The sequence below is a fragment of the Megasphaera sp. UBA4233 genome (genome assembly GCF_002395615.1).
Lineage (GTDB): Bacteria > Bacillota > Negativicutes > Veillonellales > Megasphaeraceae > Megasphaera > Megasphaera hexanoica.
The window spans coordinates 1-22,441 of sequence record NZ_DGXL01000020.1 but is presented as its reverse complement, the minus strand read 5'-3'; the positions used below and the strand labels follow the sequence as shown (position 1 = coordinate 22,441).

Annotated in this window: 29 protein-coding genes and 1 pseudogene; 5 read left to right on the top strand and 25 right to left on the bottom strand. The window is 49.4% G+C overall.

Annotated features, from left to right (window positions below; translation table 11 throughout):
• Nucleotides 1-27: 27 nt before the first annotated feature.
• From B2U90_RS06130 to B2U90_RS06090, 9 genes are all read right to left on the bottom strand, one after another.
• The gene (locus tag B2U90_RS06130; protein WP_059075969.1) at nucleotides 28-1,083 is read right to left on the bottom strand and encodes an L-threonylcarbamoyladenylate synthase; all 1,056 of its coding nucleotides are present in this window, start codon (nucleotides 1,081-1,083) and stop codon (nucleotides 28-30) included.
• Nucleotides 1,084-1,089: 6 nt separating this feature from the next.
• The gene (prmC, locus tag B2U90_RS06125; RefSeq protein WP_059075968.1) at nucleotides 1,090-1,950 is read right to left on the bottom strand and encodes a peptide chain release factor N(5)-glutamine methyltransferase; all 861 of its coding nucleotides are present in this window, start codon (nucleotides 1,948-1,950) and stop codon (nucleotides 1,090-1,092) included.
• Nucleotides 1,943-3,028, bottom strand: a complete 1,086-nt coding sequence (gene prfA / locus B2U90_RS06120) for a peptide chain release factor 1 (protein ID WP_059075967.1) — start codon at nucleotides 3,026-3,028, stop codon at nucleotides 1,943-1,945. The genes prmC and prfA overlap by 8 nt, the downstream gene beginning before the upstream one ends.
• A gap of 34 nt (nucleotides 3,029-3,062) precedes the next feature.
• A complete protein-coding gene (locus tag B2U90_RS06115) occupies nucleotides 3,063-4,016 on the bottom strand; it encodes a DUF1385 domain-containing protein (RefSeq protein WP_083237035.1) in 954 nt (317 codons plus the stop codon).
• A gap of 69 nt (nucleotides 4,017-4,085) precedes the next feature.
• Entirely contained in the window at nucleotides 4,086-4,298 is a 213-nt protein-coding gene (rpmE, locus tag B2U90_RS06110) for a 50S ribosomal protein L31 (RefSeq protein ID WP_059075966.1), read from the bottom strand.
• A gap of 101 nt (nucleotides 4,299-4,399) precedes the next feature.
• Complete coding sequence (locus B2U90_RS06105; RefSeq protein WP_059075965.1) at nucleotides 4,400-4,960, bottom strand: phosphoribosyltransferase family protein; 561 nt, start codon at nucleotides 4,958-4,960, stop codon at nucleotides 4,400-4,402.
• Between the two features lie 88 nt (nucleotides 4,961-5,048).
• Nucleotides 5,049-5,594: an NUDIX hydrolase gene (locus B2U90_RS06100; RefSeq protein ID WP_292017361.1), complete on the bottom strand. Its 546-nt coding sequence runs from the start codon at nucleotides 5,592-5,594 to the stop codon at nucleotides 5,049-5,051.
• Nucleotide 5,595: 1 nt separating this feature from the next.
• Nucleotides 5,596-5,835, bottom strand: coding sequence for a hypothetical protein (locus B2U90_RS06095; protein ID WP_059075963.1), 240 nt, complete (start codon nucleotides 5,833-5,835; stop codon nucleotides 5,596-5,598).
• Nucleotides 5,825-6,955, bottom strand: coding sequence for a hypothetical protein (locus B2U90_RS06090; protein ID WP_292017360.1), 1,131 nt, complete (start codon nucleotides 6,953-6,955; stop codon nucleotides 5,825-5,827). The genes B2U90_RS06095 and B2U90_RS06090 overlap by 11 nt, the downstream gene beginning before the upstream one ends.
• 188 nt (nucleotides 6,956-7,143) lie before the next feature.
• Here B2U90_RS06090 and B2U90_RS06085 point away from each other — a divergent pair, with 188 nt between their 5' ends.
• The 3 genes from B2U90_RS06085 to B2U90_RS06075 all read left to right on the top strand — a co-directional run bounded on the left by B2U90_RS06085 (nucleotide 7,144) and on the right by B2U90_RS06075 (nucleotide 9,257).
• The gene (locus B2U90_RS06085; RefSeq protein WP_059075961.1) at nucleotides 7,144-7,419 is read left to right on the top strand and encodes a hypothetical protein; all 276 of its coding nucleotides are present in this window, start codon (nucleotides 7,144-7,146) and stop codon (nucleotides 7,417-7,419) included.
• A 214-nt stretch (nucleotides 7,420-7,633) separates the two neighbouring features.
• The gene (locus B2U90_RS06080) at nucleotides 7,634-8,260 is read left to right on the top strand and encodes a DUF47 domain-containing protein (RefSeq protein ID WP_059075960.1); all 627 of its coding nucleotides are present in this window, start codon (nucleotides 7,634-7,636) and stop codon (nucleotides 8,258-8,260) included.
• Nucleotides 8,253-9,257, top strand: coding sequence for an inorganic phosphate transporter (locus B2U90_RS06075; RefSeq protein WP_059075959.1), 1,005 nt, complete (start codon nucleotides 8,253-8,255; stop codon nucleotides 9,255-9,257). The genes B2U90_RS06080 and B2U90_RS06075 overlap by 8 nt, the downstream gene beginning before the upstream one ends.
• Before the next feature lie 76 nt (nucleotides 9,258-9,333).
• On the opposite strand, the gene B2U90_RS06070 is transcribed toward B2U90_RS06075, so the two are convergent.
• From B2U90_RS06070 to B2U90_RS06055, 4 genes are all read right to left on the bottom strand, one after another.
• Nucleotides 9,334-9,969, bottom strand: coding sequence for a class II aldolase/adducin family protein (locus B2U90_RS06070; RefSeq protein WP_292017359.1), 636 nt, complete (start codon nucleotides 9,967-9,969; stop codon nucleotides 9,334-9,336).
• A gap of 67 nt (nucleotides 9,970-10,036) precedes the next feature.
• Nucleotides 10,037-11,320, bottom strand: a complete 1,284-nt coding sequence (locus tag B2U90_RS06065) for a sensor histidine kinase (RefSeq protein ID WP_292017358.1) — start codon at nucleotides 11,318-11,320, stop codon at nucleotides 10,037-10,039.
• 1 nt (nucleotide 11,321) lies between these two features.
• Nucleotides 11,322-11,990, bottom strand: a complete 669-nt coding sequence (locus tag B2U90_RS06060) for a response regulator transcription factor (protein ID WP_113855744.1) — start codon at nucleotides 11,988-11,990, stop codon at nucleotides 11,322-11,324.
• Complete coding sequence (locus tag B2U90_RS06055) at nucleotides 11,990-12,622, bottom strand: GTP pyrophosphokinase (protein ID WP_292017357.1); 633 nt, start codon at nucleotides 12,620-12,622, stop codon at nucleotides 11,990-11,992. Before B2U90_RS06055 ends, B2U90_RS06060 begins: the two co-directional genes overlap by 1 nt.
• A gap of 185 nt (nucleotides 12,623-12,807) precedes the next feature.
• On the opposite strand from B2U90_RS06055, the gene B2U90_RS06050 reads away from it, so the two are divergent.
• Both B2U90_RS06050 and B2U90_RS06045 read left to right on the top strand, forming a co-directional pair.
• Nucleotides 12,808-13,335 (top strand): GNAT family N-acetyltransferase, encoded by a 528-nt coding sequence (locus B2U90_RS06050; RefSeq protein ID WP_059075954.1) that lies wholly within the window; start codon nucleotides 12,808-12,810, stop codon nucleotides 13,333-13,335.
• Nucleotides 13,316-13,924, top strand: a complete 609-nt coding sequence (locus B2U90_RS06045; protein WP_141700272.1) for a hypothetical protein — start codon at nucleotides 13,316-13,318, stop codon at nucleotides 13,922-13,924. The genes B2U90_RS06050 and B2U90_RS06045 overlap by 20 nt, the downstream gene beginning before the upstream one ends.
• 132 nt (nucleotides 13,925-14,056) lie before the next feature.
• On the opposite strand, the gene B2U90_RS06040 is transcribed toward B2U90_RS06045, so the two are convergent.
• From B2U90_RS06040 to B2U90_RS12565, 12 genes and pseudogenes are all read right to left on the bottom strand, one after another.
• Nucleotides 14,057-14,791 carry a YebC/PmpR family DNA-binding transcriptional regulator gene (locus tag B2U90_RS06040; protein WP_059075952.1) on the bottom strand — a complete coding sequence of 245 codons (735 nt, stop codon included), beginning with the start codon at nucleotides 14,789-14,791 and terminating at the stop codon, nucleotides 14,057-14,059.
• A 15-nt stretch (nucleotides 14,792-14,806) separates the two neighbouring features.
• Complete coding sequence (locus tag B2U90_RS06035) at nucleotides 14,807-15,379, bottom strand: RNA methyltransferase (RefSeq protein ID WP_059075951.1); 573 nt, start codon at nucleotides 15,377-15,379, stop codon at nucleotides 14,807-14,809.
• A complete protein-coding gene (gene trmD / locus B2U90_RS06030; RefSeq protein WP_059075950.1) occupies nucleotides 15,376-16,113 on the bottom strand; it encodes a tRNA (guanosine(37)-N1)-methyltransferase TrmD in 738 nt (245 codons plus the stop codon). The genes B2U90_RS06035 and trmD overlap by 4 nt, the downstream gene beginning before the upstream one ends.
• The gene (rimM, locus tag B2U90_RS06025) at nucleotides 16,110-16,613 is read right to left on the bottom strand and encodes a ribosome maturation factor RimM (RefSeq protein ID WP_292017355.1); all 504 of its coding nucleotides are present in this window, start codon (nucleotides 16,611-16,613) and stop codon (nucleotides 16,110-16,112) included. The genes trmD and rimM overlap by 4 nt, the downstream gene beginning before the upstream one ends.
• 4 nt (nucleotides 16,614-16,617) lie before the next feature.
• Nucleotides 16,618-17,025, bottom strand: coding sequence for a YlqD family protein (locus B2U90_RS06020; RefSeq protein ID WP_059075949.1), 408 nt, complete (start codon nucleotides 17,023-17,025; stop codon nucleotides 16,618-16,620).
• A gap of 8 nt (nucleotides 17,026-17,033) precedes the next feature.
• On the bottom strand, nucleotides 17,034-17,261 hold the full coding sequence (locus B2U90_RS06015) for a KH domain-containing protein (protein ID WP_292017354.1): 228 nt from the start codon (nucleotides 17,259-17,261) through the stop codon (nucleotides 17,034-17,036).
• 15 nt (nucleotides 17,262-17,276) lie between these two features.
• Nucleotides 17,277-17,543 carry a 30S ribosomal protein S16 gene (gene rpsP / locus B2U90_RS06010; protein ID WP_059075947.1) on the bottom strand — a complete coding sequence of 89 codons (267 nt, stop codon included), beginning with the start codon at nucleotides 17,541-17,543 and terminating at the stop codon, nucleotides 17,277-17,279.
• Nucleotides 17,544-17,586: 43 nt separating this feature from the next.
• Entirely contained in the window at nucleotides 17,587-18,939 is a 1,353-nt protein-coding gene (gene ffh, locus B2U90_RS06005) for a signal recognition particle protein (protein ID WP_292017353.1), read from the bottom strand.
• Nucleotides 18,940-18,969: 30 nt separating this feature from the next.
• Entirely contained in the window at nucleotides 18,970-19,299 is a 330-nt protein-coding gene (ylxM, locus tag B2U90_RS06000; protein ID WP_072235719.1) for a YlxM family DNA-binding protein, read from the bottom strand.
• A 516-nt stretch (nucleotides 19,300-19,815) separates the two neighbouring features.
• Complete coding sequence (locus tag B2U90_RS05995; protein ID WP_292017352.1) at nucleotides 19,816-20,529, bottom strand: hypothetical protein; 714 nt, start codon at nucleotides 20,527-20,529, stop codon at nucleotides 19,816-19,818.
• 95 nt (nucleotides 20,530-20,624) lie between these two features.
• Nucleotides 20,625-21,386, bottom strand: a pseudogene (gene cas1f, locus B2U90_RS05990) (type I-F CRISPR-associated endonuclease Cas1f); the annotation flags it as partial.
• 636 nt (nucleotides 21,387-22,022) lie between these two features.
• Nucleotides 22,023-22,094 (bottom strand): Fic family protein, encoded by a 72-nt coding sequence (locus B2U90_RS12565; protein WP_353885620.1) that lies wholly within the window; start codon nucleotides 22,092-22,094, stop codon nucleotides 22,023-22,025.
• Between the last annotated feature and the right edge of the window lie 347 nt (nucleotides 22,095-22,441).

The window sequence follows — 22,441 nt, the reverse complement described above, 5'->3', positions numbered from 1 at the left end:
CAGGACAGAAAAATAAAGCGTTCTTCCTTAAACGGAACGGACATCTCCGCCGGCAGATTTCTTCATGCGGTTCATAATAGCCATTCCCAGGCCTTCTTCATCGGTACCTTCAGCCAGGATATGATCTACATGGACACTGTCAAAGAACAAAAGGCCCGTATACAGCTGGGCTGCCAGGGCTGCCTTGTCATCATGGTCTCCCCAGATGTACATGGCATCTTTGGGAAATGCTTCAGCCGTCTGCCGGCTCACCAAAAAACCGACTTTCTTTCCTTCGGCCGTAAGTCCCAGCGCCTGTTGTTCCATAGCCTGCCGTACGTGTTCTACAGAGCCTACGTAAACCGTTACCGGAGCTGAAGGCGCATAATGGCGGTACTTCATCCCTGGTGCCTTAGGTACGCCTTTCCCTGTAATGATGTGACGGTCTACATCGACCTTTCCTTTTCCCACGACTTCTTCCAGCATCGGCAGGGTCACTCCGCCGGGACGAAGAATTGTAACCGTATCATCATCGTGGCATTCGACAATAGTCGATTCGACACCGATATGACAGGGACCTCCATCGATGATCATATCGACCCGTCCATCCATATCGTGGGCGACTTCTCCGGCTGTCGTCGGGCTGGGGCGGCCCGACCGGTTGGCGCTGGGAGCCGCGACAGGTACACCGGCCGCCTTGAGGAACGCATGGGCAATATCATGGTCCGGGCAACGTAAAGCGACGGTATCCAGTCCTCCCGTGGCAGCATCGGGCACACAGGATTTACGTGGGAAGATGATGGTGAGAGGCCCCGGCCAGAACGCATCGAGCAGCTTCTGAGCCGTCGGCGAAACGTACGCGGCAACCTCATGAGCTGCCTCCTGGTCCGGAACGGTCAGGATGAGCGGGTTGTCGCTAGGACGCCCTTTGGCGGCGTAAATACTGCGGCAACAGTCGGCATTGAGGCCATTTGCTCCGATACCATAGACCGTTTCTGTCGGGAATACGACGATACCGCCATCCCGGATGATGCGGCCAGCTTCTTCCAATATATCCTTATCTTTTTCTACGTCCGTTATGCGGACTATTTTTGTCTGTTTCACACTGATCTACTCTTTTCGCTGGAATACGACGACCCGTTCGATGCCGCCGTAATCCTTTACTATTTTTTGTAATACGAAATGACCTGACGCCGTAAGAATCGAGGCAACATCCCGGCTCTGTCCGGCCCCACATTCGACGGCACAAAACCCGTCTACTTTCACATACGGCACGGCATCCCGGGCTATACGGCGGTAATAGTCAAGCCCGTCTTTGCCTCCAAACAAGGCCTGCCGGGGATCATGGCGCACCTCCGGCTGCAAATGGTTCATATCATCTGCCGTCAGATAAGGGGGATTGGATACGACCCAGTCATAGACAGACGGCGGTACCGATGCAAACAGATCGCTTACCTGCCAGCTTACCCTGTCTGAAAGCCCCAGCCGTTCCCCATTTTTCCGGGCAACAGCCAGCGCCTTTTCTGAAATATCGACACCCAGCCCCTGGCACTGCGGCCTTTCGTGGAGCAGACTCAACAAGATGGCCCCGCTTCCCGTGCCTATGTCGAGAATCCGTGCCTCCGCTTCCGGTTCCAGCTGCTCCCATACGGTTTCGACGAGCATTTCTGTTTCCGGGCGGGGAATCAGCACGTTTTCATTGACCAGGAAATCTAGACCCATAAAAGACCTTTCTCCCAAAATATGTGCCACAGACAACCGGTCAGCTCGTTTTTTGACCAATTCCCGGTACGTGGCCAGTTCTTCTGTTGTCATCGGTTCATCATAGTGGGCATAGAGATAAATCCGTTCCTTCTTCAATACGTGAGAAAGGAGGATTTCCGCATCCAGCCGTGGCGAATCAATGCCCTTCGATGCAAAAAACTGCGTCGTCCAGGTGAGAAGTGCCCCTATGGTCCACAACTTACTCATTTTCTGATTCTTCTTTCATCAGTTCTGCCCGGTGCGCTTCCGCCAAAGCCTGAATGAATTCATCCAGGTCTCCGTTGAGGACGTTTTCCAGCTTGTACAACGTCAGATTGATGCGGTGATCCGTTACCCGCCCCTGCGGGAAATTATATGTCCGGATCCGTTCGCTCCGGTCGCCCGTACCGACCTGGCTGCGCCGTGCTTCCGTCACTTCTGCATCGGCTTCCTGCTGGGCTTTGTCCAACAGGCGCGCCTTCAGTACGCGCATGGCCTTGGCCCGGTTTTCCAGCTGGGACCGTTCGTCCTGGCATTCGACAACAATTCCCGTCGGCATATGGGTCATGCGGACAGCCGAACTCGTCTTATTGACGTGCTGACCGCCGGCCCCGCTGGATCGGAAATAATCGACGCGGACATCATCCATATTCAGATCGACTTCCACATCTTCCGCTTCCGGCAGTACGGCTACCGTAGCGGTAGACGTATGAATGCGGCCGCCGGCTTCCGTAACAGGTACACGCTGCACACGGTGTACACCTGATTCGTATTTCAGTTTGCCATATACACCATGGCCTTCAACGGAAAAAATAACTTCTTTGAAACCGCCCAGTTCAGGAGCATTGGAACTGATGATACTCGCCTTCCAGCCAGGCTGTTTTTCGATGTATTTCATATACATGCGGAACAAATCTCCCGCAAACAGGGCTGCTTCGTCACCGCCGGCTCCGCCACGGATTTCCATGATGACGTTTTTATCGTCCCGCGGGTCTTTGGGCAGCATGAGGACATGCAGCTCTTCTTCCAGTCCGGCCTGCTTCTTTTCCAAATCCGCTACTTCCTCTTTGGCCATGGCGATGATTTCGGCATCACTTTCCGGATCTTTCAATAATTCCCGGTCGTCCCGGATTTGTTCCGTCACCTGTTTGTACTGACGGTATGCCTCTACTATCGGGGACAGCGACGCATGTTCCCGTGTCAGCTTCTGCCATTCTTCCTGGCGGGCAATGACCGACGGGTCACTGATGCGTTGTTCCAGATCCATAAATTTATTTTCAACAGCCTGCACTTTATCAATAAACACGTAAATTCCTCTCTTTCGTTACCACATCCCGGAGTTACGCCGATTCGACACGGGATGCATCCTCATTTCCGGGTTTTACTGGCGTAATCGTTACGGTGGCAGTTTCACCATCCGGCGTTTCCGTATGATCTTCCGGCTTGGCAGCATTCATCGCTTCAATAGCCACTTCAATCTGATCCGCATGAGGTTCCCGCGTCGTCAGATACTGGAGATACAGGCCCGGCTTAAAAATTGCCTGGACAAGCGGATTTTCCGTCCGCGCGGCTATGCGGATCATTTCATAACTGATACCAGCCACGACAGGCATTAAAAGAATCCGTGATACCACCCGTTCGGCCAGATTCGGCCACCCCAGGAAGGCAAAGACAAAAATAGAGACGACCATGACGATGAGCAGAAAATTAGTACCGCAGCGCGGATGAAGACGGCTGTGTTTTTTGACATTATCAACGGTCAGTTCTTCTCCTGCTTCGTAGGTCCAGATAGTTTTATGTTCAGCGCCGTGATATTCATAGACACGGCGGATATCGCTCGTAAGGGAAATGCCCCATATATACAATAAGAAGATAAGCAGCCGTAATACGCCTTCCACAATGTTCAGGCGGACGGCGCTGTCCATGACACCCGGTATGAATTTGGCGCCATACGTCGGAATGAGGAGAAAAATGACAATGGCCAATACAATCGAAAAAGCCATCGTTGCCATCATCTGCGGGCGGGACAGTTCCTCTTCTTCTTCGCCGGCAGCCTGGGCAGAATAGGACAGGCATTTCATGCCATATACCAGGGATTCATACAAGGCAATCGTACCGCGCAGCAGGGGTTTCTTCAAAATCGGGTACCGTTCACACAATGAATGTACTTCATCTTTTTTGACCGTAATCTGGCCGGACGGCGTCCGCACTGCCGTAGCAATATATTTCGGCCCCCGCATCATGACCCCCTCTATGACAGCCTGGCCTCCTACATACGTAGTGGGTTTATTCAAAAGGCACACCCCATTTCCACACAAACAAATAGAGCAGAGCATTTCTGCTCTGCTGCACACTTGTACTGCTTATTTACTAGCTTTTTTACCATAACGTTTATTGAACTGTTCGATACGGCCACGAGCCTGCTGGGCACGCTGCTGGCCCGTAAAGAACGGATGGCATTTAGAGCAAATTTCAACACGCAGTTCCGGTTTAGTTGAACCTGTTTCGAATGTATTACCACAAGCACACGTTACTTTGGCGTTGCTGTAGTATTTCGGATGAATTCCTTCTTTCAAAATTTACACCTCTTCTCATCTATCATACAAAACCTATGCTAGACTAGTTTAGCATAAAGGACCGGGAAATGCAAGGGAAAATATCCGTTATTCCCATAGAACTATTCTGCATCCTCCGGTTTCAAAAGGGGAAGCGGTGCCAGATAAATGATATCTTCCCGTTTTGCCGCATCCCCTTCGGCCAGGATAGCCGCCTGTCCGGCAATATGAGCCCCGGCTTTTTCAGCCAGCGCCTTCAGAGCTTTCATCGATCCGCCCGTGCTGATGACATCATCGACGAGGAGGACCTTTTTACCGCGCATGAGCGCCACGTCAGCAGCCGAAAGGTACAGGCGCTGTTTGCCTGCTGTCGTTATGGATTCATCTTCTACCCAGATGGGATCATCCATATATGCTTTAACCGATTTCCGGGCCACGACATATTGTTTCATGCCGCTCAGACGCGCCATTTCATGGGCCAGGGGAATTCCCTTTGTTTCGGCAGTCATGATGACGTCTGTATCGGCAGGCATTTTTTTAACCAGTTCCCTTGCCGTAGCCGATACGATATCTACATCTCCCAGGATAACAAACCCGGCAATAGCCAGGTCGTCATTTAATTTGATGATGGGAAGCTGCCGTGTACAGCCGGCTACGTGCAATTCATAATAGTTCTTTGCCATATTACACACCTCATTTTTAGAGTTCTTATATTTTCATTATACCCTTTCTTCATTCTGGTGGCCAGAGCGATTCCGCCAGATTACCCGTTCACTGTAAATCGGACGGTGCATCGCTGCGGATGAAACCATTGGAACAGCGCATATCGTACAATGCTTCAATAAAGCTGTCCATATAAGGCAGGAACTGCTGCCGGTGAATCATATGGAGCACCTCGTCGCAGGCAGCATAGCGGGCAGCCCGGACTTCTGCATCCTGCAGGTGCAGGGACGACAAGGGAACATCGGCTATGACGACATAAATATCGTCAAACCCGTGATGGAACCGGAGCCGCATGAGCGGTGCCTGCCCGGTAAGATCAACAGGAAGTCCTATCTCCTCGCGCACCTCCCTCATGGCCGCTGCCTGGCTCGATTCGCCACTGCGTACATGCCCAGCAACAGTCAGATCCCAGCATCCATCCAGCGGATCTCCCGGCTTCCGCCGCTGCTGGATGAGAAGACGCCCGGCATGATCGAAAATACAGACATGGACAATGAGGAAATATTCCCCGTCAGACAGTGTATCTTCCTGGCTGCGGTCGATAGTCCTTCCCGTAGACACGCCACGATAGTCATAAATATCCAGACGTTCCATTTTATCCCTTCTCTTCTTTCAAAAATTGCCGTAACAGGCGGCGCAGTAATACCGACGGTTTTTCATCCGCTTCTTCACAATAGCGCTGCAGAGACTGCCAATCCGCATCGTCGAGATACGTATCGACTTTATGCCGCTTCTGCTTTGTTTCCTCTATCCGTGTCCTGCGCCTGGGGCGGGGTGGTTCTTCAGGAAAGAAATCCTGTATTTTCCGCCGCTTTGGTATTTCCTCAAACTCCATAAGCTGTTCCTCCCAGCGTTTCTAATGTATTTAATACGACCTTTACCCGTTCATATTCCTCGTCGAGGCGGCATATGTCTTCATGGCCGGTTTCATAATCGGCTTCCAGTTTCTCACCACTGCGGATATTGGATTCCTTTTCCTCTTCCAGACAATCTTCCAGAACGACGACATACTCACAAAGCTCATCACAGATATCGAGTATCCGGTTGCAATAGCCCTTATAGTCTTTCTGCAGGTCATACCAGTCCTCTTCCAGGCGGTCTTCCCAGTCTTCCAGCTCTTCCCGGTGCTGTTCCAGATGATGACCGCGGCGGCTGAAATCAAAGACAGGCTTGCGCCCCCACAGGCCGGAATGTTCGTACTCTTCTTCGTCCTTCATGAACTGCCGGCGTTCCCGGGACAGGTCTGCCCGTTCCGTAAAGTAAGACCGGCATCGTTCCCGCCAGTCCAGCCAGAAAGATTCGGCTTTTTGTGCCGACTCTTCATATCCGGCCAAGGTATGGGCAAAGCTGGCAGCGTCATCCAGTTTGGCAAACACGGGCTGCCACGTCGTAAAATTACGGATACCCTTCAGGAGGCGCTGGTAAAAATCTTCCGTTTCCGTCATATCATCCAGGGGCACATACTTCCTGCCGGCCCAGTCGCGGTCGTATTCATTTTCCCTGTCCCGGACATATGACACAGCCTCTTTAAGGGCCTTTCGGACACTGTCCAGGGCGAGATTGCGCTTTTCTATTTTCTTCCGGGTACTCTCATGGTTTTCAAAATACGAGGCTTTCGCCTGCCGGGCTGTCCGTACCATATACAGATGACGTTCTATGCTGTCACAAATAATAGGAATCTGCGTATAAATAAAGCTAATCTTATCGGCTTCAGCCAACGACCCTCCATAAGACAAATTCCATAAGGATTTCGCATCAGCCTCAAAGTGGGAATACACTACCAATTCAGACGCACTGTTCCGTAATACCGTCAGCAGGCGGTCGTATTCAGGCAGGCCATCGGCCGGTTCAGCCGTATACGCCCGTATGTCATCCAGAACATGATCTGTATCCGGACGTGCCTTCTGGGTTAAACTGGTCTTTACTTTTCCTAATTGTTTTTTCAGCCAGCTCATCGATGTTCAACCTTCTCCCCTGATTCATTCCCAGTTTTTAATTATAGCAAATCATAGAGATTTGAACTAGTCACATAACACATTTTATACTTGCAGTATTGATACGAAGAAATAATCATTAGTAATTGACTGCACCCAATCTCATAGCTATAATATAACCATTATAAATATTGAGGGGGAAATATTTGATGAAAAATCTGATTGTAATAGGTCTGTTCGTACTTCTTGTACTGAGCCATCTCTATCCCGGCAGTCCCGTAGCAACGTTAGCCATGCTTACTGCTTTGGTAGCTATCGGCGGCGCTTGCGTCAAACTTGGCGAATATATCTGGGGCAGCGACTGCGAAGCCTGGCTGACGGTTGTAGGTCTGGCCTCTACGGCACTCATCGTAACCTATGTCCCGGCCTGCGTTCCCCAAGGAATCAATCATCTGGCCCTCCTCGTAACGACTATGATTCACTAATAATAACTGACAGCTGGAATTTTTCCGGTTGTCAGTTATTTTTTTCTATTTTTCTCCTTGTATACATGTCAAGAGCTGGTAAAGCATGGTAAAATAGTAGTAAATAAGTAGTAAATACTTCCTTTAAATTTACATGATTTTTACAAAGTATTTACACAGGACTGACAAAGTATACGTATACTTTGAAAAGAGTATATTAGGAGGCGTACCTTACATGTTCAGCATCAGCAATAAACACGAAGAATTTTTTGACTATCTCATCGAAAATGCCGAGAAATTCCGGCGCGGCGCCGTCATCGCCAACGAAGTCATGAAAGACCTGTCACTCCTGCCGGATCATATGGAAGAAATTACCAATCTGGAACACGGGGCAGACAAAGTCAATTTTGATGTCATCAAACAACTGGCCCGCGTATTTATCACGCCGATCGACAGAGAAGATTTTTACAATCTGTCCTGCCGGCTGGAAGACTGTATCGACAACCTCCACGGCTTTATCATGCGCGTCGATATGTACCATATTACCCAATCGACGCCGGCTGCCGTGCGTGGTACGGAAGTCCTCATCGATATGGGAAATGAACTGGCCAGCACCTTTGAATTGTTAAAGAATATCGACAAGCACCAGGCAGAACTCATTTACCATACGGAAAAGCTCAACAAGATGGAAACAGAAGTAGACCATATCTACCGGGCAGAAATGTCCCGTATTTTCAGCGGGGAAATGCCGCTTCTGGATGTCATCCGCTGGAAAGATACGATGGCGTCCATCGAAGAAACAGCGGATAAAGTAGAAGCACTGGGTAACCTGATCAAAGGAGTGGTTATGAAGTATGCTTGATACGTACATGATTATCCTCGTCGTCGTTCTGGCCCTGATTTTTGATTTCATCAACGGCTTCCACGATACAGCCAATGCCATCGCTACCTGCGTATCGACACGGGCAATCCGGCCCGGCCTGGCTATCATCGGTACGGCTATCCTGAACTTTATCGGTGCCATGATTTCTACAGGCGTTGCCAAAACGATTGGCGGCGATATCGTCATATCGGCCAGTATGATCAATGAACTGATTATCGTGTCCGGCCTGACAGGAGCCATCATATGGAATCTCCTGACCTGGTACGTCGGCATGCCGTCCAGCTCTTCTCACGCTCTTATAGGCGGCATGATTGGCGCCGTTGCCATTTCTGTCGGCTTCGGTGCCCTCAACGGCTGGGGCATATTAAAAATTTTTCTCTCCCTTATCCTGTCCCCTATAACCGCCATCATCGTCGGTTATATTATCATGAACCTCCTCTTTTCCTTCTGCCATAATTACCGTCCGGCCGTCGTCAACCTGACGGCCAACCGGCTGCAGATCCTGTCCGCTGCTCTCATGGCCTTTTCCCACGGATCCAATGATGCCCAGAAATCGATGGGGATCATTACACTGGCCCTGCTTTCCGGCGGATTCATCGACACACTGGAAGTTCCTACTATCGTCAAACTGCTCTGCGCTGCCGCCATGGCCCTGGGAACCAGTGTAGGCGGCTGGAAAATCATCCGTACGGTAGGCGGCAAAATTTTCAAGATGCATCCCATCCACGGATTTGCTGCCGATCTCAACTCGGCAGTTGTCATCTTTACGGCCACGCTGCTTCACCTGCCCGTATCGACGACCCATGTCGTATCCGGATCTATCATGGGTGTGGGCGCTGCCCAGCGCGTTAAAGCCGTCCACTGGAACGTAGCGCGCCAGATGGTCTCTGCCTGGGTCCTTACCATCCCCTGCACGGCCGTCATGGGAGCCCTCGCCTTCCTCATCATCCGTTATGTCTTCTTTGCCGTCGTCTAAAACCTCAAACCTCAAACAAAAAACAGGAACTGTTCCATGAACGCACATCATGGGACGGTCCCTGTTTTTTTATGTCTTATAAGGTAAATACATCAGCCAGGCTATGTACCTGTTCTTCTTCATGGATTACGCGATAGGCTGCATGGAAAGTCATGGCATTACGGTATATCTTAGCCACCGACTCCAGCGTTTCCATTCGATAAAACGCCTGATTGAGATTCGTACCTACGGCACAAGCCCCATGACTTGCCATGAGGATGACATTGACTTTCTTCAATCCCTGAGCACACTTGACGGCCAGATCCATTGATCCCGGTTCAGCAAAAGGCACGGTTATGACCGGTCCGAGGAAATCCCGCCCTTCCGTTACGACCTGACTGGGAAATTCCAATCCTGCCACTGATACAGCCGTAGCCGTCACAGGATGGCAGTGGACGATGGCTTTCACATCAGGACGGGCCTTATAGATTTCCAGATGAAGGCTCGTTTCGGACGACGCCTTGCCTTTTCCTTTTACGATATGCCCCTGCATGTCGATGAGCAGCAGGTCGGACGGCCTGAGTTCTCCCTTTGGCACACCGGAAGGCGTGATGACAATCAGGCCGTCGTCGCGGCGATAACTGATATTACCATCGCAGGCTACGACCAGCCCGCCTTCCTTCATCTTCCGGCCGATGCGGCATAGTTGTTTTTTTGTATCCTTTGTATCCATACCATTCACCTGTTCTTTCCTAAAAGATATCTCAATCATATCACAAAGTCCGTATGATAGTAAAAAATCAAAGTGTCACCGTAAAGGTGATGACGCCATTCTTATACGAAACATTGATAGAGCCTTTCAACAGCCGCACCAGTTCTTCTGCCATAGACAGGCCGATACCGTATCCGGCTTTGGCACTGCTGTGCGATTCATCCCCCCGATAGAAACGTTCGAAAAACCTCGTATAATCGACGCCCTTTCCACCGGCAAAATCATTAGAGACGGTCAGTACAGCCCCCTTGCCGATTTTCTTCGTCGTCAGAGTCACGGTAATCGTTCCTGCTTCATCGCAATACTTAACGGCATTATCGAGAAGGATACTGGCGATTTCATAGACACAGCGCTGATCCGCCACGACATGGATTCCCTCTTTTATGCGTGGCACGAGCATCTTTCCCTGGTCTTTGGCCAGAGCATCGAAAGATTGGACAGCCGACTGGATTTCATGAGAAATATCTATATCCTGCAGCGTTATATCTGCCCGGGAACGTTCGCCCCTTTTTGCCAGCATGATCAAATCATTGATCAGCTGTGACTGGCGCCGGACCTGTTTTAAAATATTGTCCGTCCACTGACTCTTGCCGTTGAGCATCTCGATAGTCTCAGCATTGGCCGAAATGATGGCAATCGGTGTTTTTAATTCGTGGCCGGCATTGGTAATAAACCGTTTCTGGTTTTCCATATTGCGGACAAAAGGCCGGACGGCCAGGCTGGACAAAGCCGCCAGAATGATTACATACAGAACAATGACAATCAGACCAAACCAGAAGGAATAGCGCAGCATATGATTGATGGACATGATATTTTTCGTGCTGTCCAGTACAATGAGCAGCCGGGACCCATCGGGATAGTCCTTCCTGAGATAGGCATAAACGGCCTTATCTCTATTGAGGAAACCTTTATCACTGGAAAGGTGGGATGCCATGTCAGCATAGACAATTGCTGAAGAAGCATCAAAAGCAGCGGTATGACTGATATCGACACGGGACACAGTCTGGTCTGCATCCCAGTAGACAGAAAAATATCGTACCTGGTAGAGAAAATCGGGTGTACTGGAAATCCAGTCATCACCGTCCAGCAGTACTTTATCGACGGCTGACCAGCCTGCATCACGATGAATCTGCCGTCCATCCGGCAACGTTCCGTCATTTTCAGCAATAGAAGTTATAATCCAGTCGATTTCCCTTATTTCATGCATATACACGATAGCATTGAGGACGGCCAGTGCTCCGACTACGATGATGATGACAGCGGCAGTACCGGCCAGGATAAACTTCCGGTGCATCTTTTTAATCATACTCATATCAGGACTCCTGCATGAGGCAGAAGGGACCTCCTTCATCGCCCCGGATCGTAATATCGGCATCGATAGCCGCTAATTTTTCTTTAAGATAGGAAATGTAAATCCAGACAATTTTTTCATCTTCGTCCTCATCGGGCCAGACGCGGCTGAGGATATCACTAGTTGTCAGATCCTTATGGGCATTCATCATCAATAACTGCATGAGTTTCGTTTCTTTGGCCGAAAGGCGGACTGCATTGGTACTGCATAATTCCTGTTCCGCCACATCCAGAGACACGGAACCAGTCTGCAGCTTCTGTGGTGTAAATGCCGTCGAACGCCGTGTCATGGCCCGCAAACGGGCCAGTAATTCAGCCATGGCAAAGGGCTTGGTCAGATAATCGTCCGCTCCGGCATCCAGTCCGTTGATACGGTCCGATACTTCTGATTTGGCTGTCAGCATAATGACCGGCGTCACATCGCCGCCATCGCGGATCTGCTGCAGCGCCTGTACCCCGTCCAATTTGGGCATCATAATATCAAACACCATACAATCATAGGAATGGCTCTGTGCCATGCGGACTGCCGCCTCTCCATCATAGACAGGATCGACTTCATACCCCGAATGGGTCAGTATGGCAACCAGTGCAGCCGACATATCTTTTTCGTCTTCTGCCAGTAAGATTTTCATTACGATTTCCCTCCTGTGTTATCTGCACGAATCAGATTCCGTATGGTCTGCATGGATAAATCACACGAAGCCAGTTCATCGGCACAGCGTTTCAACTCGCGGCTGATCATTTCCGGATTCTGGATATGTTTTTTATATTTCATTTCATGTTCCAGGCTGGCCCAGGAATCCATCGCCAGTGTGCGAAGCTGTATTTCCGCAAAGTAGCGCCCCGGGTTGTGTCCCAGCACATCGATAAACGGTGTCGTCACGGCGAGGATGAGATGATAGCTGCGATATCCGTTGGGCTTGGCATGGCGGACATAATCCTTCTCCTCTACTACCTCTACCTGAGGCAACTGGCGTAAGTAATTAATATTGGTATAAATATCGTCGATAAACCGGCAGACGATCCGCAGCCCGATAGCGTCGTGAATGTCATATAATGCTGAACGTTCTGTCTGCGGCAATCCTTTCCGGTCACATTTGCCGCGCATACTACTGTCTGTTTTTATGCGGTACAGCAAGTGTTCATAAATCGTCGAACCCGTGCGGGCCTTTTCCCGTTCACTATACGCCCGGATTTCCCGGACCAGTGTATCCATGACCTGTTCCAGCGAAGTCCTGTATATGCCGTATATATCTGTTTCCATGTACTCACCCTTTTATCACTATAATGATTTAGTATACCAGACCGAACCGTGAAATGCCATGTGCCGGCCATCACAATTTCGTCACAGTTACAACGTTTTCTCCTTCTATTGTACCACATCGGCTTGACATCTGCCGGGAAAGCCCCTATGCTGAAAGTATCTACTGACAGAAAGGATGAAGACCTATGACGATAAAAAAAGCTGTATCCAATGACATCGATGACGTAGCCCGGAGCTATGAAGCCTTGTTCGATTATTTCGATTCCCATCGCGACCGGACGCACTGGCTGCGGGGAACCTATCCGACCCGTGCCGTAGCCGAACGGGGAGTTGCCGAAGGCTGGCTGTACGTACTGCGCGATGAAGAGGGCACGCTCCTGGCCAGTATGCTCCTCAATCACCATCAGGACGACGAATATGCTTCCCAGCCCTGGCGATATCCGGCAGATTCCGCACACGTGCTGGTACTGCATACGCTCTGTGTACTCCCCGGGCACAGCCGCCGCGGCATTGGCCGGCAGATGGTACAGTTTGCCCTGGACCAGGCCCGTTCCCGGGGATGTACGGTCATGCGCTTCGACACGAATATTGATAATATTCCCGCCAGCCACCTCTATGAAAATATGGGATTTGAACTAGTCAGCACGGGAAAGGCTATGCTAAATGGAATATTGCCTGTTACGTTACGCTATTATGAAAAGAAACTGGATTAAGGTGCATCTCATCGGATCATGGCTGTTGGCCCTTTGCCTTTGTATCGCTGTTCTGACAGTCTGGCCAGCCGCTGCCGCCGCACATCAGCCGGCAGTGACTCAGGACATGCCGTCCTCTCCGGCTGCCCGGGAATGGAAGGATGACAGGCTGGGCATCTCCCTGCAGCTTCCCGCTGGCTTTGCCCTGACTACGCCGCCCCGTCCGGAAATACACTTGGCAGCCGTACAGCCAGAGGGCCGGCTCTGCATCCAGATTTCGGAAGAAAAGCGAAGTCAGCCCATATCCCCGGGCAAGCAAAAAGCCTATCTGAAACAAAGCTGGGAAGCCTACCGGCGCGTATTGAAAACGGATCATACCGTCCGGGACATCCACACGGGTATGACTCATATCGGCACCCATCAGGCATCCCGTCTGACCTATACACAACGGTTCTACCTGGGGGATCAGATCATCGACCTGTACACCGAACGCTACCTTCTTTTATGGGGAAACAGCCTGTATATCCTGACACTGACGGCCGATGCCCAAACGAAAGAACCATATCTTCCGGCTATGCGCCAGTGTCTGCAAACGTTTACAATGTATTAGCTTCCCGATGCAGGATGCGTTTTCAGCTATGTCTGAATATCCCCCGATAAATAGAGGATGCCGTGATCTACACAGCATCCCCCTGTCATGCAAAACAGCTTGCAGATACGGTCTGCAAGCTGTAATTTTTTATTATTCTTCTTCGTCGGGAAGTTCCCCATTATGATATACGTCCTGGACATCATCGATTTCATCGAGGGCATCGATGAGGTTTTCCAGTTTCTTGGCATCTTCAGCACCGAGAGCAATAGTATTATCCGGAACCATCGTAATCTGGGCATGTTCTGTTTCGATGCCGCTATCTGCCAGCGCCTTTTCTACATCATCAAAGGCTTCTGGAGAGGTGATGATTTCAAACTCTTCATCACCGGTCTTGACATCATCGGCACCGGCATCGAGAGCGACTTCCATCAGCTGGTCTTCCGTTGCGTTTTCCTTAGATACGATGAAAATGCCTTCATTTTTGAACATCCAGGAAACACAGCCGGTTTCACCGAGGTTTCCACCGTGTTTGCTGAATTCATGACGGACAGCGGCTGCTGCACGGTTGCGGTTATCTGTGAGGACATTGACCGTAACGGCAACGCCAGCCGGGCCATAGCCTTCATAGGTGATTTCTTCGTAATTCTGGCCTTCCGTTGCGCCGGCGCCCTTCTGGATAGCCCGTTTGATATTATCCTTCGGAATATTGTTTTCTTTTGCCTTCTGCAGAGCAAGTTTCAGGCGCATATTACCCGTCGGGTCTGCTCCGCCCATACGGACGGCAATCGTGATTTCGCGGCTGATTTTTGTCGTGATCTTGCCACGGATCGCATCGTTTTTACCTTTTTTACGTTTAATATTCGCCCATTTTGAATGTCCGGACATCTTAGTTCCTCCTCTTTAGTTCCACCAGTCCTCGCCGGCAAGACGATCCAGAATAATCGCCGCAGCCGAACGAACGGAGAGATGATTGTAATCCCCTGCACCATAAATTGGTTCCAGGATAAAATCAAATTGTTCCATCGTTTCTTTTGTCATGCCATATCCCGTACCAAGGAGCAGCAGGACAGGAGTATCTTCTTCTTCTCTCTTGCGTCGGAGGTCCTTGTAGGAAATCGTATTGGCGTACGTCCTGGCATCGGTCGTCACGACATAAGGCCTTTTTCCTTCTGCATCGGTGACGGCCTGGACAGCCGCCCCGATGGAAGGACGGATGTCGAGGATGTCAAGAGCTTCCGTACGATACGAATTATAATTCTTTCCTACAGGGCTGCGCCAGAAATCGATAATCTTACGCACCATGTCCAGTTGTGCTTCGACATGGTGGATAATGAAATATTTTTTTACGCCATAAGTGCGGGCCGACCGGGAAATATCATGGAGATCGTAATTCGTAATGGCCGTAGCAATGACGTTGAAGTTTTTATCATAAATCGGGTAGTGAACGAGCCCGATATACAGTGATGATTTCATAATTCCGTTTCCTTCTGTATGCGTTCCAGTATCATGCGGTCTGTATCCGAAAGAGAGCAACCCTGTAGAAGATCCGGTCTTTTAGCCACCGTACGGCGCAGTGACTGTTCACGGCGCCAGGCTGCAATTTTAGCATGATTGCCATTGCGCAGCACTTCTGGAACGGCATGGCCGCGAAATACGGCCGGCTTCGTGTATTGCGGGTATTCCAGCAGGGAATGATAAAACGAATCATCCGAAGCACTGCCAGCTGACCCCAGGACACCGGGAATCATGCGGGCTACGGCATCGGTGATGATCATAGCCGGCATTTCACCGCCTGTCACGACGAAATCGCCGATGGAAATCGTTTCATCAGCCAGATACTGCTCTACCCGGTAATCGACACCCTCATAATGACCGCACAACAAAATGAGCTGGTCATAAGCAGCCAGCTCACGCGCCTTGGCCTGATTAAAGGTCGAGCCGGCCGGTCCCATGAGGATGACACGCCGCCGGGGCACATCTCTGCGCACCGATTCTACGGCTGCAAACAACGGGCCTGCCTTCATCAGCATGCCACAGCCACCGCCATAAATGGTGTCATCCACCATGCGGTGCCGGTCATAGACAAAACTCCTGGGATTAGTCACATCGAGCTCCAGAAGTCCCTGTGCCCGTGCGCGGCCGATGATGCTATGCTGATAGAAAGCCTCTATAAATTCAGGAAATAAGGAAATTATATCGATTCTCATTCGTCAATCCATTCTGGCGGATTTACCACCATCTTCTTCGCTTTGATATCCACAGAGCGTATTACTTCAGGAATGACCGCTAATAGAAGCTCATTGCCGGCGTCATCGTTTACCACGTAAACGTCATTGCTTCCTGTCTTCAGAACGTCCGTCACTTTCCCCAGCAGCCTGCCTTCCAGGTTGTAGACAGCTATGCCGATGATATCAAAGACATAGTACTGCCCTTCTTTCAGCGGCATCAGATCTTCCCTTGGCACCTGCAATTCCTTGCGTACCAGAAGTTCCGCTGCATTACGGTCATCGACACCTGCAAACTTCATCAGGACGACATGTTTATGGAACCGTGCCGCCTTGACTTCATAGCGCTTGCCGTCGATGTACCCGTATTTCATATGCAGGAATCGTTCGGGAAAATCCGTATCGGGATAAATACGAACATCACCCCGCACACCGTGCGGGGCAACTATTTGACCGATAGTATAGAGATCCATACCCGTCATCGTATTACTGGCGGAAGGCAATGATCTTGTCGTCTTCGAGCAAGATTTCCGTGCCCATGAGTTTGCCCAGATCGTCTCCGACTTTGACAACGACCGTCTGTTCGAGCGTTCCCTGCCGGATTTCGGAGCCGATTTCGAGCTGTTCCGCCTGTTCGCGTTCGTGCTGGGCTTTCGCTTTGGCAGCGGCAATGTGCTGCTTCTGTTCTTCCACTTGTGCACGAAGAGATATCAAACCCTGTGCGTCGATTTTGGCCTGTTCGGTCATCATGCGCTTAGCCTGGAATTCCAGGTTCTGAGCTTCACGATCGATATCGCTCAACGCCTGATCAGCATTTCTGATGATTTTGTCTTTCAGTGCCTGTGTAACTTTGGACTTGACAGTCACCGGTACACGCAACGTAATCTGATCCATGGTTCCTCCTATACGATATCCACTGATACTTTTTTGTTAGCCTTCACTGCAGCCGCCTTGACGACAAGGCGCAGGGCCTTGGCAATCTTGCCTTGTTTGCCAATGACCTTGCCCATATCTTCCGGGGCTACATGAAGCTGATAGACTTCGAGGCCATTCTTTTGAATCTTTGTAACTGTTACTGCTTCCGGTTTCTTTACCAGAGACCGGGCAATACAAGCAATCAATTCTTCCATCGTATCCAGCCTCACTTACTTTTTGGATGCTTCAAACTGAGCCATGATACCGGCTTTTTTGAAGAGAGAACGAATGGTATCAGTCGGCTGTGCGCCTTTGCCGAGCCAGGACAGAGCTGCTTCTGCGTCTACAGTCAGGCAGTCAGCGCCTTTGGCCGGATCGTACATGCCCAGAGTAGCAACAGGACGACCGTTTTTACGGGCATCGTGGGAATCAGCTACAACGACGCGGTAGATCGGTTTTTTCTTTGCGCCTAAACGAGCTAAACGAATTTTAATCATGAAAATCACCTCCTTATATGGACTGTCGCTTCATGAGAAGCCTCTAAAAGGGAAGACGTGGCAAGAAGCCCCGTCGTTTGTTCTTCTGCATTTTCTTGGCCTGCTTCATCATCTTCTGCATATCCGTAAACTGCTTGATGAGGCGGTTTACATCCTGCACCCGCGTGCCGCTTCCTTTGGCAATACGGCGTTTGCGGCTGTCTTTGATGAGCTGTTTCGGATTGGCACTGGCCCGTTCCTGGGCTGTCATAGACTGGATGATGGCTTCAATCCGCTTGAATTCCTTGCCATCCATATCGATTTTATCAATTTCTTTCTTATATTTGCCAATCCCGGGGATCAGGCTGACCAGACTGCTCATGTTCCCCATCTTCTTGACCATGTTCAGCTGGGCCAGGAAATCATCAAAGGTAAAGCTATTGCTCTTCATGGCCTTTTTCATATTGGCCATCGACTCTTCGTCAAAAGCAGCCTGCGCCTTTTCGATGATCGTTTCCACATCGCCCAGGTCGAGGATACGCGATGCATACCGGTCGGGATGGAATTCTTCCAGGCCGTCCAACTTTTCGCTGACGCCAATGAACTTGATGGGTTTACCCGTCACGGCCTTGATGGAAAGGGCCGCACCACCACGGGCGTCACCGTCGAGCTTGGTCATGATAATGCCATCAATGCCCAGCGCCTGATCGAAGGCAGATGCTGCCGTCACAGCGTCCTGGCCTGTCATGGCATCGACGACGAGCAGGATTTCATGGGGCTTGACCTGTTCCTTGATATGGACCAGTTCATCCATGAGCGTTTCATTGACATGAAGCCGCCCTGCCGTATCGATGATGACCATATCTTTCAGATGACTCAAGGCATATGGTATGGCATGCTGGGAAATAGCAACGGGATCTTTGCTCCCTTCTTCCGTATAGACGGGAATATCCAGATCCTGACCCAGCACCTGTAACTGTGTAATAGCCGCCGGACGGTATACGTCTGCCGCGACCAAAAGCGGGTTCTTGCCCTGGCCATGCAGCTTTCTGGCCAGTTTGGCCGCCGTCGTCGTCTTGCCGGCGCCCTGCAGCCCTACCAGCATAATAATGGTAGGTGGCTTACTGGCCATGGCGATACGGCTCTGCGTGCCACCGAGGAGTTCGGCCAGTTCATCACGGACAATCTTAATGACCGTCTGCGATGCATTCAGACTGCCAAATACTTCTTCGCCGACTGCCTTTTCCCGGACCCGCTTGATGAAGTCCTTGGTAACGGCGAAATTGACATCCGCTTCCAGGAGGGCACGGCGCATCTCTTTTAGCGCTTCACTGACATCTTCTTCAGAAAGCTTTCCCTTGCCGCGTAGTTTTTTGAATGCAGCCTGAAACCGTTCGGACAAACTCTCAAATGCCATTGATGGACCTCCCTTTCTGATTTACGCACATTACAATTCAATGTCTTTCAATATATGTTCTGCCTGTTCCTGCGCCGACTCTGTGCCAGACTCCAACAGCGATACAGCCGTATCGATTTTCTCCCGGATGGCATCTGTACGGGCAAGCAGGCCCAGTCTCGATTCATATCCTTCCAGCGACCGGGACGCCCGGTTGAGCATATCGTAGGCCCCCTGCCGCGAAATATGAAGCTCTTCTCCGATTTCACTGAGGGACAGGTCCAGATTAAAATACATCTCCATGCAACGGCGCTGCCGTTCTGTCAAAAGCGGCCCGTAAATATCAAGAAGTCTGCCCTTGCGTACAACATCTTCAATCATCGCCTCACCGCCCCGTGTGAATTCGTACTTTGCTAGTATACCGTAAGCAACGCTAACTGTCAAGTACTTTTACTTGGCAGTTAGCATAATATAAGCCACATATGATATTGTCTCAATAGACCACAGATGAAAATGTCCCCAATTTATGATATAATCTCTCTTCTTTATCATTATAAATATAAGGGGAGGGATTCCTATCAGTAAGGTAGAACTATCCATGAATGAAACCGGTACATCCTGTCTCCCAAAGCAACCAAAGCAAAAAAGAAACGAATGCAACATGAAATCTTTACCGATAGGCGTACTGTGTTCACCTATCAATGCAAAAAATCCCCATCGATTGATGAGGATTCCTAAGTAGAATCCATCTTTGCCTTAGACCATGAGCCATCCGTGGAAACGAGCCTCCTTTGAACAGTATATTGCCGCTCAAAAACATCATACATCAACGGAAATATCACGACTCATGTTGTAATATTAATACTATAAAAATTATAAAACTCTCTTTCCTAAGCCCTATGATACACCGCTGCTTTTGACCCCTATCCAAATGAGTACGAAGAACGTTATCTTGAAAAACGACTCGCTCTCCCTTCTCTTGCTTGCGGCGCAGAACATAATCGAGATACGCTTCCTGCTCATGGCGGAGCAGCAAAACCTGACGGCTGTGATAACACATGAAGAGACGAAATGGTCTGCCAGCATCAAGGCTTCCCGCGCATATAGAAGGAGCGTACGCAAAGCCAGGCTTGAATTAGTACAGAGCTGCTGCAGCTGTGCTTTTTCCCGGAGCAGACGGGCCATCCATTTTTTAACAGCCTTATTCCAGTCGTCATCATCCAACAGGAACCCTTTTGAAAAAGAAAAACACATGATTGGCGGCATCTTCGGCAATGCATCTGCCTGATCACTATGCTTCTTCATCTCGTTCTTCAAAGTTGTCTTTTTCAACATTCCTTCCAAGAAGAGATGCATCCAAGCATCATCATCCTGTGTGTCACCACTGATATCCGCTACAGCCGCCAACAATTGACAATAGACCCACTCATGGCGATATGGGTCTTTTTCCAGCGATGATGACCGCAGTTTTTTCTGGAAGTGATCGGATGATTTTCCCCAATCATGAAAAAGGGCTGCAACAGCTACCACTGCTTTGAGCAGGGACAGATACGGCCAACCACCTTCCCATTCATTATACAGGATATTTTTTCGCGTTGTATTGACCGGCACCAGGCCTTCTTCATTGAATTTGTCGCGGTTTCCCACCACCCAGAGGAGTTGGCTGCGATTACGAGAGCGAATCCAGCGGCAGGACACCGCCGTGCTTTTCCATGCATGACGGCAAAGCCATGCGGTATCCCTAAAATCCAGAGGGTGACCGCAGCCAGACCATAGGCCAGGTAATTGCCATGATTCAAGAAGATATTGGCCTTATCTCCCGCAGGAGCATCATGAAGGCGAACAAAATCTGGCATATCAACGTGTTCGCTCGCATATTTATAAAGCGATTTCGTAAAGATTGCCTCACCGGCCAACAATTGTTTGATATCCACGGCTTGCCGGATGACCCGCTGGAAACGATTCATAGCCGACTGAATATCATCGTCATCTGCATAGAATCCCCAGCTTTGCAAGTCTCGATCTTTCTGCCAGACCTGCTCGATGAACTGGCATCTCTTTAGTTGGAATTCTTTTGCCGCTGCCAACCGCTTGTCTTCCTGAAACCAAAAAGAAAGCTATCCCTGCACATATTCTGTTGGCCGGTATTCGCTCTGAGGACTGAGCCATTCAATTTCGACACCAGAGAGCAACGGCGTTCCACCACTACCGCAAAATCCGACCATGACGCCAGCCATAGACAGCATCCGTATGGCTGCCTGCGTGATGGATGTACCTGTTCCCAACAGCAGCACCGTCGTATCGGCAATCGGTATATTCCAATATTGATTTTCGCGTTTACCTTCTGTCAGATAAAACACGCGTCCATCCTTCTGCATGACCCGGCACTTTTCCAGGTAATAGATATTCGCTCTCTTGGAATGCAAGATGACTTTTAAATTCGATGCTTCAATTTCTGTTCTTGTCATGACATCACCTTTATCATAGTGTACAATCCGTTAATCACGTTTTCAAAAGTGCAATAAAAATAACACACTGCCTGTGCGGCAGGTTACTTTTATTTACGTTGTTCTCCATTTCCGCGCCAAAGTACTCGGCAATGTCAACGGTATCTTTAGTGGTAAAGGCGATGGTAAAAACTTTCATAAATTAGTCGTTATCTTAGTCGCTTTCCTTGGTTGGTTAGCGATCAAGTTATTTTTTCCTGTACTTCTGGTTACGGCTTTTCGGTTTTCCGGAATGGTCATCTCAATAATTCCCAGCTCCAAGGCTGGAGTCAAGTAGTAATCTATACCTCACTCTTTCGATTGTTGATTCAATTAATGCGCCCTCGTCAGCAATGCTACGTTCTCGACGCGGCTCGATTGGTTCATCTTGATGTCGAGTGTATAGCCAGATTTGCGTTCGTCCGCGGGAATTGGTCAATGTGTGTTTTTGTCTGAAAACCACCTTTTTTTCAAGGCTTCGCTCTGAGGGAATATGTCCGAAGTCCCATCGTCCTGACATATCTATTGTTGCAATCAAAATTGTATATTGAATGTTCGGCTTTCTCTTTTCAATACACGATTTTCGTCTCCAATGTCCCGCTTTTCAATCTTTAATGTTCACTTTTTATATTTCTGATTTCTACTGTTCGGCTTATCAGGTATCGTCATTTCAATCTTCCCTGCATTAATATAACAATTTTATTATACATCACAAAAGCGTTACCCTTCAATAAAAGCGTTGCCCTTCAATATTTTTATTTCTGAAGTTAATGTCAAGAAGTTTTCTGTCTTTCCTCTAGACGCGAATCTTTCGTAAACAAATAATAATCGTAACTTAAGAAATGTTTTCATAAAATTTCTCCTTGAAGCTGAAAAGGTGTAATGCTTACTATGGGATTTACCCCGACTTGGAAAAACCTCATCAAAATTTGTCATTAAATTATTGAGCGACTATTTTTGTATTTTAAATCACCTGTCTCAAAGATCCGAATCAGACCTTTGAAACAGGTGATTTTTTTCTTATCGTTAGACTTGTT

Coding starts and splice junctions, on each gene's coding strand:
- rimM (WP_292017355.1), bottom strand. CDS start 16,613: ATGACGGGTATGGATCTCTATACTATCGGTCAAATAGTTGCCCCGCAC.
- B2U90_RS06020 (WP_059075949.1), bottom strand. CDS start 17,025: ATGGATCAGATTACGTTGCGTGTACCGGTGACTGTCAAGTCCAAAGTT.
- rpsP (WP_059075947.1), bottom strand. CDS start 17,543: ATGATTAAAATTCGTTTAGCTCGTTTAGGCGCAAAGAAAAAACCGATC.
- B2U90_RS06075 (WP_059075959.1), top strand. CDS start 8,253: ATGCTTGATACGTACATGATTATCCTCGTCGTCGTTCTGGCCCTGATT.
- B2U90_RS06080 (WP_059075960.1), top strand. CDS start 7,634: ATGTTCAGCATCAGCAATAAACACGAAGAATTTTTTGACTATCTCATC.
- prmC (WP_059075968.1), bottom strand. CDS start 1,950: ATGAGTAAGTTGTGGACCATAGGGGCACTTCTCACCTGGACGACGCAG.
- ffh (WP_292017353.1), bottom strand. CDS start 18,939: ATGGCATTTGAGAGTTTGTCCGAACGGTTTCAGGCTGCATTCAAAAAA.
- B2U90_RS06055 (WP_292017357.1), bottom strand. CDS start 12,622: ATGGAAACAGATATATACGGCATATACAGGACTTCGCTGGAACAGGTC.
- B2U90_RS06060 (WP_113855744.1), bottom strand. CDS start 11,990: ATGAAAATCTTACTGGCAGAAGACGAAAAAGATATGTCGGCTGCACTG.
- B2U90_RS06035 (WP_059075951.1), bottom strand. CDS start 15,379: ATGAAATCATCACTGTATATCGGGCTCGTTCACTACCCGATTTATGAT.
- B2U90_RS06015 (WP_292017354.1), bottom strand. CDS start 17,261: ATGGAAGAATTGATTGCTTGTATTGCCCGGTCTCTGGTAAAGAAACCG.
- B2U90_RS06070 (WP_292017359.1), bottom strand. CDS start 9,969: ATGGATACAAAGGATACAAAAAAACAACTATGCCGCATCGGCCGGAAG.
- B2U90_RS06105 (WP_059075965.1), bottom strand. CDS start 4,960: ATGGCAAAGAACTATTATGAATTGCACGTAGCCGGCTGTACACGGCAG.
- B2U90_RS06095 (WP_059075963.1), bottom strand. CDS start 5,835: ATGGAGTTTGAGGAAATACCAAAGCGGCGGAAAATACAGGATTTCTTT.
- B2U90_RS06090 (WP_292017360.1), bottom strand. CDS start 6,955: ATGAGCTGGCTGAAAAAACAATTAGGAAAAGTAAAGACCAGTTTAACC.
- ylxM (WP_072235719.1), bottom strand. CDS start 19,299: ATGATTGAAGATGTTGTACGCAAGGGCAGACTTCTTGATATTTACGGG.
- B2U90_RS06040 (WP_059075952.1), bottom strand. CDS start 14,791: ATGTCCGGACATTCAAAATGGGCGAATATTAAACGTAAAAAAGGTAAA.
- B2U90_RS06045 (WP_141700272.1), top strand. CDS start 13,316: ATGAAAAGAAACTGGATTAAGGTGCATCTCATCGGATCATGGCTGTTG.
- trmD (WP_059075950.1), bottom strand. CDS start 16,113: ATGAGAATCGATATAATTTCCTTATTTCCTGAATTTATAGAGGCTTTC.
- B2U90_RS06050 (WP_059075954.1), top strand. CDS start 12,808: ATGACGATAAAAAAAGCTGTATCCAATGACATCGATGACGTAGCCCGG.
- B2U90_RS06085 (WP_059075961.1), top strand. CDS start 7,144: ATGAAAAATCTGATTGTAATAGGTCTGTTCGTACTTCTTGTACTGAGC.
- B2U90_RS06100 (WP_292017361.1), bottom strand. CDS start 5,594: ATGGAACGTCTGGATATTTATGACTATCGTGGCGTGTCTACGGGAAGG.
- B2U90_RS06065 (WP_292017358.1), bottom strand. CDS start 11,320: ATGAGTATGATTAAAAAGATGCACCGGAAGTTTATCCTGGCCGGTACT.